Here is a 12,532-nt window from a genome sequence, read left to right as displayed (position 1 = left end):
AGAGCCTACCATTCGCGCATCGGTGCGCCTACGCTGGCCGCGGCCGGCTTCTTTCTTCTCGCACCCGACAAAATATCGCCTACACTATCGCCTACACCATTGCCTACACTGCTTATGGGACTGTTTCCCCGGCGCGCCTCGCGACTCATTGCGCTCGATACCACCGAACAGGACACACCATGCCCCGCTTTTCACTTCATGCCGCTACCGCCGGGATCGCCCTCGCCTGCCTCAGCCTGCCGGCCCAGGCCGTGACCGACATTCAATGGTGGCACTCCCTGAACGGCAAGCGGGAGGCCATCCTCGAGGAAATAACCGAGGCGTTTAATAGCTCCCAGGAGGAATACCGCGTCTTCACCAGCTTTCGCGGCACCGGCAGCAAGACCGTCACCAAGGCCATTGACGCCGTTAGTGGCGACGGGCAGCCGCACATCCTTCAGGTGCCCGACGCGGGCACGGGCACCCTGATGCGAAACAATGAGGGCATCGTTTATCCGCTGCATGAGCTGATGGAGGAGCACAGCCAGCCCCTCGATACAGAAGCCCTTCTCCCGGCGATTGCGGCCTATTACCGCGACGCCCAGGGCAAGATGCCGTCGTTTCCGCTGAACGTTGCCACGCCGGTCATGTATTACAACCGCGACGTATTCAAAGAAGCGGGGCTCGACCCCGACGAGCCGCCCACCACCTGGTACGGGGTTGCCCAGGCCGCCACGGCCATTACCAACGCGGACGCCGCCGAGTGCGGCTTCACCGCCGCCTGGCCCAGCTGGATCATGCTGGAAAACTTCTCCGCCGTGCATAACCTGGCGATAGCCACTCAGCAGAACGGCTTTGGCGGGCTGGACGCCAAGCTTGCGTTCAACAACGAGGAGGTGGCACGCCACTGGGAGAACCTGCACATCTGGCAGGGCAGCGACGTCTTCCGCTGGAGCGGCGCCGACGACGGCCCCAATGCCGAGCCGATGTTTTACGCCCAGGCCTGCGCCATGTTTCTCGGCTCCTCGGCGGCCCGGGCAGACGTGTTGAACAACGCAAGCTTTGACGTGGGCTACGCCAGGCAACCCTATTACGACGACGTCGAAGGTGCGCCGCAAAACGCCATCATCGGCGGCTCGTCGCTGTGGGCACTGCGCGGCCACACCGACGCGGAATACGAGGCCGTCGCGGCTTTTTTCGACTATTTGTCAAAGCCCGCCGTACAGGCCAAATGGCACCAGAAAACCGGCTACCTGCCCATCACCAAGAAAGCTCAAGAGCTTAGCGAAGAGCAGGGGTTCTATAAAGCCAACCCCGGCGCGTCAGTGGCCCTTGAACAGCTGACCCTCAAGGCGCCCACGGCCAATGCCAAGGGAACACGCCTGGGTAACTTCATGGAGATTCGCAAGATCATCACCGAAGAGATGGAAGCCGTCATGAACGGTAAAAAGAGCGGCGAAGAAGCCACCGATGACGCCGTGAGCCGCGGCAATCAGCTATTGCGCGATTTTGAGGCCGCCAACTCATAAGGCCCGCTTGGCAGCCGTCGGCGAACCCGCTAGGGTTTATGTTAAAGGCTGAAACGCGCCGGCGGCCCTTGGCCCCGGCACCCGGCTCATCGGCTTTCACTGCGCGGAGCGACCATGATCACCGTTTACCTCTCCCACGGCCTGGAAAGCGGGCCCGGCGCGCTCAAGGTGCAGGCGCTCAAGGGCGTCGCCGAGCGGCTCGACAACGTCGATACCGTGGTAATGGACTACCGCCAGCAGCCCGACCCTCGCGACCGCCTCGAACACCTGCGCCGCACCCTGGCCGAGCGCGGCGACGACCCCGCCCGCTGCGTCATGGCCGGCTCCAGCCTCGGCGGCTGGGTCAGCGCCATGCTGGGGGCCGAGCACGCGGTGCTTGGCTGCTTTCTGCTGGCGCCGGCGCTGGGCATTGCCGGCTACCCGGAGACCTCGCCGGTGCTCAAGGCCCAAGCCTGCCACCTCATCCACGGCTGGCAGGACGACGTCGTGGCCCCCGGCCCGGTAATTGACTACGCCCGGGATCAGCGCCTGTCCCTGCGGCTGCTCGACGACGATCACCGCCTGCACGCGAGCCTTTCGATCATCCTTGGCGATTTCGAACGCTTCCTACACCACTGTGAAGCGCTTGCCGGCTGCGAGTGAACCCGGCTCCGCCTTTTTGCCTACAGGACGCCCCATGCGCCGACTGCGCCTTTTAACGCTGGGACTCATGCTCGCGGCCCTTACCGTACCGGCCCATGCCAACGACTGCCTGGCCCCCGGCGACTGGTGGCAGCTCGGCGCCGTCACCCCGGCATCTCGCGTACTGAGCCGGGCCGCCGACCAGGACGTGGTGCTGATCGGCGAGCGCCACGACCAAATGGCCGACCACCGCTTCGAGCTCAACACCCTGGCAGGCCTCGCCGCCCACCGCGACGACATGGTAATCGGCCTTGAGATGCTGCCCCGCCGCGCCCAGCCGGTGCTCGATGCCTGGGTCAACGGCGAGCTGAGCGAAGACGAACTGCTGCGCCAAAGCCGCTGGGACGACGTCTGGGGCTTTGAAGCGGCCATGTACCTGCCGATCTTTCACTTCGCGCGGATGAACCGCATTCCGCTGGTGGCGCTGAACATTGCCCCCGAGCTGCGCCGCCGACTGGCGGACGAAGGCTTTGACGCCGTACCCGCCGCCGAGCGCCACGGCATTGCTCCGCCGGCCACTCCCAGCCCGGCCTATCGCCGGCGCCTGCGCGCGGTTTACGACGCCCATCCGCTGGAGCAGCCGTTCGCCACCTTTCTGCGCGCCCAGCTAGCCTGGGATACCGCCATGGCCGACGCCCTTGCCCGAGCCAGCGCCGGCGGCAAACTGGCCGTGGGACTCATGGGCAGAGGGCACATGCAGTACAGCGACGGCGTGGCCCACCAGCTCGACAAGCGCGGCGTACACCGCCAGATGACGCTGCTGCCGGTGCCCGCCGATACCTGCCGGCCCCAGGCACCGGGGCTTGCCGATGCGCTCTACCTGCTCGAAGCCTCGCCCGCGCCGACGGCCGGTTTCATGGAGCAGCTGGACACCGGCTAGCCGCCCGGCGCCACGCGCACCTCAAGTTCCGGCGTGCGGTGGCGAACGCGCTTTTGGGCATCCAGCAGCTCGGCCTGCAGCCGGTGCCTGCCGGGTGCCAGCCGCGGCACCCAGAACGCCTCGCTGCGCAGCGCCGACTGGCTCAGGCTGCCGTCTACCAGCAGGCGGATCTGATGGTCGGCACGCAGCGCCGGGAGCACCTCCACCTCTACGGGAAACGGCGCTTCCGGCAGAGTCGCCGCGCTGGCCGGCCGGTCAATGACAAAACGGTCGTAAGGCATGAACGGTGCGCCCGGCGACGCTTCCGAAGGCGTGTTCGACGTCGAGGCACTGCCCCCCTGCAGCGGCTTGAGCGCTACCTCGCTGCCGCCACTCTCGGCATCGTCGGTAAACGTCACGTTACCCGCCTCGTCTACCACCCGGTACACCGTTTGCGCCTGAAGCGGCCCCCAGGCAAGCGCTGCCATCAGCATGCCGACAAGCCACCCGACTCGCTTTCGCCTCATTGCGTCCCCGGTAGTGAAAACCTTAACAGCTGTAATACAGCTCAAACTCCACGGGATGGGTGGTCATGCGCAGGTAGTTCACATCCTCCATCTTGAGCGCGATGTAGGCATCAATCATCTCTTCGCTGAACACCCCGCCCTCGGTCAGGAAAGCCCGGTCCTCATCCAGCGCTTCCAGCGCCTGCTCCAGGCTCGTGGCCACGGTTGGCACCTGCTTGCCCTCTTCCGGCGGCAGGTCGTAGAGGTTCTTGTCCATGGCATCGCCGGGGTGAATCTGGTTCTTGATGCCGTCGATTCCCGCCATCAGCATCGCGGCAAAGCACAGGTAGGGGTTCGCCGTGGGGTCGGGGAAGCGCAGCTCCACCCGCTTGCCCTTGGGGTTGGCGGTATAGGGAATGCGGATCGACGCCGAACGGTTGCGCGCGCTGTAAGCGAGCATCACCGGCGCCTCGAACCCCGGCACCAGCCGCTTGTAGGAGTTGGTCGAGGCGTTGGTAAAGGCGTTCAGCGCCCGGGCGTGCTTGATGATGCCGCCGATGTAATAAAGCGCCATTTCCGAAAGCCCGGCGTATTCGTCCCCGGCAAACTGGTTGTCGCCGTCTTTCCAGAACGACTGGTGCACGTGCATGCCCGAGCCGTTATCGCCCACCAGCGGCTTGGGCATAAAGGTCGCGGTCCGGCCGTAGGCGTGGGCCACGTTGTGGATCACGTACTTCATTTCCTGAACTTCATCGGCCTTCTTCACCAGGGTGTTGAACTTGACGCCGATCTCGTTCTGCCCGGCGGTGCCCACCTCGTGGTGGTGCACTTCCACGCTCTGGCCGATGGCCTCCAGGGTGTTGCACATCGCTCCGCGGATGTCGTGGAAGCTGTCCACCGGCGGTACGGGGAAGTAGCCGCCCTTCACCCGCGGGCGATGGCCCAGGTTGCCGCCCTCGATGGCGTGATCGGCAGACCATGCCGCCTCTTCCGAGGTGATCTTGTACATCGAGCCCTGGATATCGGTCTTCCAGTGCACCTCGTCAAAGATGAAGAACTCCGGTTCCGGGCCAAAAAACGCCGTATCGCCAAGGCCGGTGGACTGCAGGTAGGCCTCGGCGCGCTTGGCGATGGAGCGCGGATCGCGGTCATAACCCTGCATGGTGGCCGGCTCGATAATGTCGCAGCGCAGCACCAGGGTCGCATCTTCGGTGAACGGATCCAGGTAGGCCGTGCCGTCTTCCGGGCGCAGCACCATGTCGGACTCGTTAATGCCCTTCCAGCCGGCCATCGACGAGCCGTCGAACATCTGGCCGTCTTCAAAAAAATCATCGTCCACGTCACGCGCCGGAATGGTCACATGCTGCTCCTTGCCGATGGTGTCGGTAAAGCGCAGGTCGATCCATTTCACATCGTGCTCTTCAATCAGGGCGAGCGTCTTGGCTGACATCGTAGCCTCCGGGTAAGCGTCACTTGGCTTGAAAACGTGCCGGCGGGCGCGGTGACCCGCACGGAAAAACTGTGGCCATTTTGTAGCACATGGCTACCGAGCGCCTAACACATTTCCAGGCGGCGAAAACCCGGACATTGTTTCAGGTGCTCAAAAGAATTGCACGTGGGAGGGTTAATGGTGGAGGTACAGCGGCCTACCTAAGCAACCAAGCTTGCGTAAGAGGCCGGCTATGCCGGGCGAAGCAGGCCGGAGGCCTGCGGAGTAGGGCCCTGCATAAGCTGCCTGGGCGGCAGCGAACATAGCGGATCATCCCCGCGGGTGCGGGGATCGTTTCTGAGCTGCCTGGGCGGCAGCTAATAACAAAAGGTGCAAGGCGGCTCCGTACAGGTCCGCTGTCGCCCCGGCAGTTCAGAGTTTCAATCCACACAACCTTGTTATAGGCTGCGACAAGCTCGCTTCAATAGGAAAACTAGCCGATATTATTGTTTAGATCCACGCGGCCCGAGCGGCCGCGACCTGAGTGCCAGGTTATCGGCTTGCACCCACTGGCAGTCTCTATCCGCGCGACCCGAGCGGGCCGCGACCCGGGCGGCGGGCGTGCAGAGCTTGAAGTGGTAGTTTCTATCCGCGCGACCCGAGCGGGCCGCGACTGCGTCGTGTACTGTACGGACTCGTCGAGCGTGAGTTTCTATCCGCGCGACCCGAGCGGGCCGCGACCGTCCAGGGCGGCGGCATCGCCGGCATCGACCGTGTTTCTATCCGCGCGACCCGAGCGGGCCGCGACCTGGGTCTGGTTGATTGCCTGGGTCTGCTGGCGCTGTTTCTATCCGCGCGACCCGAGCGGGCCGCGACCTGCTTGAGACGGTCGGTGGGGTCGATATCGGCGTGTTTCTATCCGCGCGACCCGAGCGGGCCGCGACGCTCATGTAGCGCTGGACGTCACCGGGATTGGTGAGGTTTCTATCCGCGCGACCCGAGCGGGCCGCGACGCGGTGACGGTGCCGTCCAGCCGGTGCTGGGCGCGGTTTCTATCCGCGCGACCCGAGCGGGCCGCGACCGCACCATGCTGTCGGCGTTGCCGCCGTTATCAAGTTTCTATCCGCGCGACCCGAGCGGGCCGCGACCAAATGCGTTGCGCGGCATAGCGCCTCCATGAAGTTTCTATCCGCGCGACCCGAGCGGGCCGCGACTTGGCCGTATCGAGCGGCAGGGCAACCAGCTTTATGTTTCTATCCGCGCGACCCGAGCGGGCCGCGACCTCGGTGCCAGGCTGGATAGGGTCGCCGTGTTGGTCGTTTCTATCCGCGCGACCCGAGCGGGCCGCGACTCTGCCGAGGGGTCGGCCAAGGCGCTGAGGGATGGTTTCTATCCGCGCGACCCGAGCGGGCCGCGACAAAAAAGCCCGCGCGGGATGGGCAAGACAGGATCGTTTCTATCCGCGCGACCCGAGCGGGCCGCGACACGAACGTGTAGTCCGTCTCGCCGTCGCCGAGCGTGTTTCTATCCGCGCGACCCGAGCGGGCCGCGACGATCTCCTTGAGGTTGATCGAGTTGCTATAGGTGGCGTTTCTATCCGCGCGACCCGAGCGGGCCGCGACTTGTGCGGACTGGCTGCGCTGGGCCTGCGGCGTGAAGTTTCTATCCGCGCGACCCGAGCGGGCCGCGACCCGGGTGGAATCGTGACGGCGTGGTCATGGTGTAGTTTCTATCCGCGCGACCCGAGCGGGCCGCGACGCGACACCTACGAGCTCTACATGCGCGGGCTTTACGTTTCTATCCGCGCGACCCGAGCGGGCCGCGACGTTTTTGTGATCAACGAGCTTGAGCCGCTACAGGCCCGTTTCTATCCGCGCGACCCGAGCGGGCCGCGACCGGGTCAGCGCTGGGGGCCGAGTGCGCGGACTGAGTTTCTATCCGCGCGACCCGAGCGGGCCGCGACCGTCTGCCGCTGCCATGCGGTAGTAAGCTGGTTGTTTCTATCCGCGCGACCCGAGCGGGCCGCGACGTTATCAGGGGGCATCGAGGATGTCGTCCGCCAAGTTTCTATCCGCGCGACCCGAGCGGGCCGCGACTCGGCTTTCATCCGCGCATCACGCCGGGCGAGGGTTTCTATCCGCGCGACCCGAGCGGGCCGCGACCAGCTGAGTCTTGCATCATCATCAGCATGACATCGTTTCTATCCGCGCGACCCGAGCGGGCCGCGACTCGGTGTAGTGGGTGCGCTCGATGTCGCCGTCGAGGTTTCTATCCGCGCGACCCGAGCGGGCCGCGACACCTGCAAGCAGTCGGCTGTCTTCATCTGCGTGCCGTTTCTATCCGCGCGACCCGAGCGGGCCGCGACCCTGTTGATCAGCGCGACGACGTATCCGCCACGCTGTTTCTATCCGCGCGACCCGAGCGGGCCGCGACGCTACCCTGGTTGCCGCCGACATAATAGACGCTGGCGTTTCTATCCGCGCGACCCGAGCGGGCCGCGACCGCTGTCTATCGCCAGTTCGGTACCGGCATCATCGTTTCTATCCGCGCGACCCGAGCGGGCCGCGACGCGCATCAGGTTGACGATCTCGCGGTTACGGATGCCGTTTCTATCCGCGCGACCCGAGCGGGCCGCGACCCGAGCCCGCCATCAAGGCTGAGCGCAAGCGCGCTGTTTCTATCCGCGCGACCCGAGCGGGCCGCGACTTGTCCAGCAGCACCTCGACGGCGTTATCAGCGGTGTTTCTATCCGCGCGACCCGAGCGGGCCGCGACCCGAATGGACGGCGCTGGGGCACTACCTGAGCGACGTTTCTATCCGCGCGACCCGAGCGGGCCGCGACGAGGCGAGGTCGGCAGCTTGCCAACCTTGGTTGATGTTTCTATCCGCGCGACCCGAGCGGGCCGCGACCTGTCCGACCGGCTGCAATGGCCAGCCGATGACGTTTCTATCCGCGCGACCCGAGCGGGCCGCGACGTGAACATGCTACGGTGGCAGCGGAAGACGCCGGTTTCTATCCGCGCGACCCGAGCGGGCCGCGACTGCTCCGTTATAACGCGTTGTTAAATAAAAGGAAATACCTAAAAATTCGCGAAACACGTCAATCATGAAGCACAACTTGCTGCATAAATAATGCCAGAGATAAAAAACCAACAAAAACAAGTTATTAAAGATCTGCGAACCTACCGGCAATATGCGAGACGCTAAGGGTTCGCAAGCCAAGTGTTTTGCTAAAACACAAGGGGTCCGTGCATATCCAAAGCAGGTTTGGCACCAATATGCTCAATGCGTTTTTGCCAGTTCCGGCCCAAAAAATAAAAACGCAGGCTATCAAGGTCTTCATCAATCAGACCAATCAGCTGCTGGCGAAGACGTACCCACTGATCAGGATCAACTTCGATCTCAAATACGGAAAATTGTACACGCTGGCCAACATCCCGACAGGCTTTGGCCACCCGACGCAGTCGCCTATTACCACCTTCCGATGAGGTGCTAACATCGTAGCTAACTAGAACCAGCATGGCCCGTTCTCCCTAGAGTTAAGTGGCTGCTCAGATATTTTGACGCGTAATAGTAGACCCACCGATCGCCTGGAAGCGTCTGTGGCTGTTCAAGTGCTACGTCAATAATGCACGATTAGTTATGAACAGACACTCATCTCATTTCCACAAAAAAGGCGGATAAGCATCTAGGTCGCCTCTAAGGTGGCGCGCCAATAGCTGAGCCTGCAATATTGGCAACATACCTATCGGCACTTTTTCATTTATAAAAGCATGATATAGCTCTTCTCGTTTCCGCTCCTGGTAGGCTGTTAGCACCTTTTTGCGTGCATCCTCGGTCAGCACTACCCCACCGCTCTCAGCCACCACAAAATCTTTCTCGCGAAGTTGACGACGATTCACGAGCGATAATGCTAAACGGTCTCCCAAAAGCGGACGAAATTCCTCGGCCAGATCCAGCGCCAAGCTAGGACGCCCAGGGCGGTCACGGTGCAAAAAACCTACTGCAGGATCCAGCCCCACGCTTTCCAGTGCGGAACGACAATCATGAGTCAGCAGGGTGTAGAAAAAAGACAGCAGCGCATTGATACGATCACGCGGTGGGCGACGGTTGCGCCCGGTAAAACGAAAGGCTTTACTATCGTTACGCACCAGGCTGTCAAAAATGCTGAAATACGTTTGCGCAGCTTCGCCTTCCAACCCACGCAAGCCATTCGTCAAAGGCTCGTTTAGCAAGTCGCGTGCAACTCGCCCCAGCCGCGTTTTCGTTCTCTCCAGACGTTGGCGCTCTGAGATCTCCAGCTTAGAGCCATAATCACGAAGTCCCCGAGCAACGACTGCTCGCTGATTATGTACTTTCCCGGCCAGCACGTGACGAACAACACCTGCACAGCCGTTTTCATCATCGGTAATACGGTACTGAGCGCGCCGTAAAAGAACGTTGCCGGATACCGGCCCTTCAACACGCGCGAGAAATTTTCCGTTTGGTGACAAATGTGTAATGGTGATGCCTTCCTCGGCACAGAAACCCATTAGCGGTGGAGACACCAGCACGCGGCCAAAGCAGACCAGTGACTCGAGCATATGGACCGGCAGTCTTGCCCGCTCTTTACCCTCGGCCATCATGACGATATTGGCGCCGTGCTTCTTTAGCCACGCTCCTTCCGTAGTAATATATAGCGTATTTAGCTGACGACGCATAAGGCTTACTCATCTAACGATTGCAGCTGGCGCACCAGCCATTGGCTCGCTGAACGCTGCTTTCCCATCACTTGTGGCTGACAAATATCTATCAGCGAACAGTGATCGCAGCGCTTGGCTTCATAGATAGCGGCTGGGGTACGATTGCTATCAAAAAGTGCGAGAGTATCGGCAATGACCCGCAATGTCAGATCTCGTAAAACATCGTCAAACCCGATGGTTTTACGGCGTCGCGTTTTACCATAGTAAAGCGCTCCGTGCTCTATGGTGAGATCCAACATCTCCTCCAGGCAAAGTGCCTGTGCACAAAGCTGAACTTCATCAGCACGGTGCGCCTTGGGTCGCCCACGTTTGTACTCAACCGGAGTGACAGTGGTCTTTCCGGAGGTCTCGTCGAATTCAACGACATCTGCTACTCCGGTTAAACCCAAGGCTTTATTGGATAATGGCAGCGCCATAGCTGTGTGGATACCACGCCGCCGCTCATGCCCGAAATGGTCGGCACGCTCATGGAGAATACGCCCTTCCGCCGTATAGCGATTTTCTGCCCACTGCTGTTCAAGGTGAATCAGTGCACACTGGCGTGGACAAAAAAGCATATGCTGCAGTGCTGATAGAGGAACTAAGCGAGCATCATTCTCCATTTTCCTATCCTATAATTTTTCTTCGACGCTAACGCCCTTCGGCAAGCGCTCAGTATTGATAGAAACGCGATAATCACTATAATCGCGGGCCGGAGATTCATTCTCGCCATTGGCGCGTTCGACTTTCACACTATCGAACAGCAGATGAGCCGGCGCGTTACCCATGGGGTTATCATGCTTAAAAATAATCAGCTTCCGTGCCGACATCTCACCCCGAGATGCAGAACGATCATGCTCAAACATATTGATTAATGAGCGCCATAAAAGCTCAAGATCCTCGTCAGAGAACCCTGTACGCTCAGCAAGTTTGGCAGAGATGTATCCATGAGCCCGGTATAGGCCATAGGGTATGATATGTTTACGCCCCATAGTGCGCTCCTTCTCAAGGTCACGCTCGTTAGTTACCGCCATACGCGTGATGGAAACTTCCATGGGCACAACAGGGTCAATGGAGCTGGCAAACGCCATCTGCACCGGCCCACGCACCTGGCCGGAGTTAACTTCAGTCGTCATAACGGCGCCAAAAGTGCGCACATCAAAAAAGTTGTTACACATCCATTCGGTCAGTGCGTGGGCCTTCTCCGCCTCTTTAGGAAGCTTCTTCGGCGTAGGCTTGATCCCCAGCGCCTCATAGGCTTTTTTGTGCTGGTTATTAAGAACAGACTTTTCCTTCATGTAAATCGAGTAACCAGCATCGTTTTCTTTTTCTAGCTCGACGTAATTGCGGATTTTTCTCTTGAGGCATACGTCTGTAACTAGCCCCTGGTTGGTTTCGGGATCAAGCCGTGGAAGATTTCCCGCATCTGGATCACCATTGGGGTTGCCATTATTCACGTCAAACAGCAGTACAAATTCATAACGATTAGCAATGGCGCTCATTATTCATCTCCTTGTGCAACTTCGGATTCTTCCAATTTTTTAGCCTTTTTTGAGAACCTAGCCTGCGACTGATGGTAATAGCCAATTGCAAATCTTCCTTGGTCTTCGATATGCAGGCTTTTAGGAAATTTTTCTCCCAGCCCATCAATAATGTCAGCCATTTCACTTTCTATAGTGTGCGCCAGCCCGCCTTTTTCTTTCTTGCGCATATTTGACAAATGGTTTTGTACATTGCGCAGCAGCATGGGAAAAATACTGGCCGGTGTTGCGGAGGCAGCGCCATAGTAACGATCACGGATAGGGGCATTAACCTGCCCTCCTAGCGCACCGCGTTGGGCATTTTCCAGCTCGGCAAAAAGCCTGCCGAGCAGATAGCCGGGATGAGTGGAATATCGATCAAGACTCACGGGCACCTCCTGAGTAGTTGCGTTCGAATACGCGGAAAGACGTCCTTTTCGCGCCAGTACGGCTTTGCAAAGTGCGACACGAACACCATCGATATCGCCATCATTACGCATCCGCATGATGATGTTGGAAAGCAGAGAGTATGGATAACGGCTGCCGGTCAAAATAGCTCTAGCTAACTCTCCCGCTAGCTGCGGTGGAATATCTTCTGCTTTGGCTTTTCCATTACGGCTCGGTGCCGTAGCGTATAAAAGCCGCCAAATCGCGGGTGCAACACCTTTCCAGGGAGCAGGTTCAAGCTTCAAATCCTGATGATGCCAAGCGTAATGCTGCGCCAAGCGTTCCAAGCTAAGTGCCTAGGCAAATATTTTCATGCATAATGTCGGTATAATATCAGCTTAGGACGGCAGCATGGTAAGGCGCTTCATCTCTCCTCTGACAGAAACCGACCGACAGGCGTTGACCCATGTCCATCAGTACGGGCAGAAACGCGCCTCGCGCCGTCGCGCTCATGCGATCCTCTTGAGCGACCAAGGCTACACCATCGCCCAGATCGGCGACATTTTAGTGGTCGGAAGAAATACCTTGACGATCTGGTTCAAGAAGTGGGAAGCCTCCGGTCTCGAAGAGCTCGTTGATAAGCCCCGTAGTGGCCGCACCCCAATTCTTGATGACAGCGATCGAGAGCGGCTACAGACCTTGGTGGAGGAGCATCCTCATCAGCTACGCACCCTGCAGGCTAGGCTTCAGGAGGAAACAGGAAAAACCTTCAGCACGGACACCTTGCGCCGGGCATTGAAAAAAAATCAAAATAGCTTCAAGCGCATTCGGCACTCACTAAAGGGCCGACGCGATGAGACGGATTTTCGCAATACCCAGGGCCTTCTGAAAGTGCTCCAAGAGCAAGAGGATCGAGGCGAA

Annotated in this window: 11 protein-coding genes and 1 CRISPR repeat array; of the genes, 4 read left to right on the top strand and 7 right to left on the bottom strand. The window is 60.0% G+C overall.

The genetic code is table 11. The annotated features are described in order from the left end of the window. The first annotated feature begins 179 nt into the window (after positions 1-179). The 3 genes from ugpB (at position 180) to RS027_RS07980 (ending at position 3,069) form a co-directional block, all read left to right on the top strand. On the top strand, positions 180-1,508 hold the full coding sequence (ugpB, locus tag RS027_RS07990; protein WP_311955834.1) for a sn-glycerol-3-phosphate ABC transporter substrate-binding protein UgpB: 1,329 nt from the start codon (positions 180-182) through the stop codon (positions 1,506-1,508). A 114-nt stretch (positions 1,509-1,622) separates the two neighbouring features. Beyond that, positions 1,623-2,150: a YqiA/YcfP family alpha/beta fold hydrolase gene (locus RS027_RS07985; RefSeq protein ID WP_311955833.1), complete on the top strand. Its 528-nt coding sequence runs from the start codon at positions 1,623-1,625 to the stop codon at positions 2,148-2,150. A gap of 34 nt (positions 2,151-2,184) precedes the next feature. Next, the gene (locus tag RS027_RS07980) at positions 2,185-3,069 is read left to right on the top strand and encodes a ChaN family lipoprotein (protein WP_311955831.1); all 885 of its coding nucleotides are present in this window, start codon (positions 2,185-2,187) and stop codon (positions 3,067-3,069) included. Here RS027_RS07980 and RS027_RS07975 read toward each other — a convergent pair. The 7 genes from RS027_RS07975 to cas8c all read right to left on the bottom strand — a co-directional run bounded on the left by RS027_RS07975 (position 3,066) and on the right by cas8c (position 11,958). Then, a complete protein-coding gene (locus tag RS027_RS07975; RefSeq protein WP_311955830.1) occupies positions 3,066-3,575 on the bottom strand; it encodes a DUF4124 domain-containing protein in 510 nt (169 codons plus the stop codon). The two genes, RS027_RS07980 and RS027_RS07975, sit on opposite strands and share 4 nt — an antisense overlap. 22 nt (positions 3,576-3,597) lie before the next feature. Continuing rightward, a complete protein-coding gene (glnA, locus tag RS027_RS07970; RefSeq protein WP_311955828.1) occupies positions 3,598-5,004 on the bottom strand; it encodes a glutamate--ammonia ligase in 1,407 nt (468 codons plus the stop codon). Positions 5,005-5,558: 554 nt separating this feature from the next. Then, positions 5,559-8,025: direct repeats of the CRISPR family, unit length 33 nt; unit sequence GTTTCTATCCGCGCGACCCGAGCGGGCCGCGAC. A gap of 188 nt (positions 8,026-8,213) precedes the next feature. Next, positions 8,214-8,504 (bottom strand): CRISPR-associated endonuclease Cas2, encoded by a 291-nt coding sequence (gene cas2, locus RS027_RS07965; protein WP_311955825.1) that lies wholly within the window; start codon positions 8,502-8,504, stop codon positions 8,214-8,216. A 138-nt stretch (positions 8,505-8,642) separates the two neighbouring features. Next, complete coding sequence (cas1c, locus tag RS027_RS07960; protein WP_311955823.1) at positions 8,643-9,683, bottom strand: type I-C CRISPR-associated endonuclease Cas1c; 1,041 nt, start codon at positions 9,681-9,683, stop codon at positions 8,643-8,645. A 5-nt stretch (positions 9,684-9,688) separates the two neighbouring features. Then, positions 9,689-10,327 carry a CRISPR-associated protein Cas4 gene (gene cas4, locus RS027_RS07955; RefSeq protein ID WP_311955809.1) on the bottom strand — a complete coding sequence of 213 codons (639 nt, stop codon included), beginning with the start codon at positions 10,325-10,327 and terminating at the stop codon, positions 9,689-9,691. Between the two features lie 9 nt (positions 10,328-10,336). Next, positions 10,337-11,206 (bottom strand): type I-C CRISPR-associated protein Cas7/Csd2, encoded by an 870-nt coding sequence (gene cas7c / locus RS027_RS07950; protein WP_311955806.1) that lies wholly within the window; start codon positions 11,204-11,206, stop codon positions 10,337-10,339. Beyond that, the gene (cas8c, locus tag RS027_RS07945) at positions 11,206-11,958 is read right to left on the bottom strand and encodes a type I-C CRISPR-associated protein Cas8c/Csd1 (RefSeq protein WP_311955802.1); all 753 of its coding nucleotides are present in this window, start codon (positions 11,956-11,958) and stop codon (positions 11,206-11,208) included. Before cas8c ends, cas7c begins: the two co-directional genes overlap by 1 nt. Before the next feature lie 64 nt (positions 11,959-12,022). Between cas8c and RS027_RS07940 the strand changes: the two genes are divergently transcribed. Then, positions 12,023-12,532 (top strand): helix-turn-helix domain-containing protein (locus RS027_RS07940; protein ID WP_311955799.1); only part of this gene is annotated, 510 nt, incomplete at its 3' end.

It is taken from the genome of Halomonas garicola (assembly GCF_031935715.1).
Classification (GTDB): Bacteria; Pseudomonadota; Gammaproteobacteria; order Pseudomonadales; family Halomonadaceae; genus Vreelandella; species Vreelandella garicola.
Note: the sequence above shows the minus strand (reverse complement) of the source record. Positions and strands in the feature narration are given on the sequence as shown.

Bases quoted from the DNA above. Each gene is read 5' to 3' on its own strand.
- cas2 (WP_311955825.1), bottom strand. From the start codon at position 8,504: ATGCTGGTTCTAGTTAGCTACGATGTTAGCACCTCATCGGAAGGTGGT.
- RS027_RS07985 (WP_311955833.1), top strand. From the start codon at position 1,623: ATGATCACCGTTTACCTCTCCCACGGCCTGGAAAGCGGGCCCGGCGCG.
- cas4 (WP_311955809.1), bottom strand. From the start codon at position 10,327: ATGGAGAATGATGCTCGCTTAGTTCCTCTATCAGCACTGCAGCATATG.
- RS027_RS07980 (WP_311955831.1), top strand. From the start codon at position 2,185: ATGCGCCGACTGCGCCTTTTAACGCTGGGACTCATGCTCGCGGCCCTT.
- RS027_RS07975 (WP_311955830.1), bottom strand. From the start codon at position 3,575: ATGAGGCGAAAGCGAGTCGGGTGGCTTGTCGGCATGCTGATGGCAGCG.
- glnA (WP_311955828.1), bottom strand. From the start codon at position 5,004: ATGTCAGCCAAGACGCTCGCCCTGATTGAAGAGCACGATGTGAAATGG.
- cas7c (WP_311955806.1), bottom strand. From the start codon at position 11,206: ATGAGCGCCATTGCTAATCGTTATGAATTTGTACTGCTGTTTGACGTG.
- ugpB (WP_311955834.1), top strand. From the start codon at position 180: ATGCCCCGCTTTTCACTTCATGCCGCTACCGCCGGGATCGCCCTCGCC.
- cas1c (WP_311955823.1), bottom strand. From the start codon at position 9,683: ATGCGTCGTCAGCTAAATACGCTATATATTACTACGGAAGGAGCGTGG.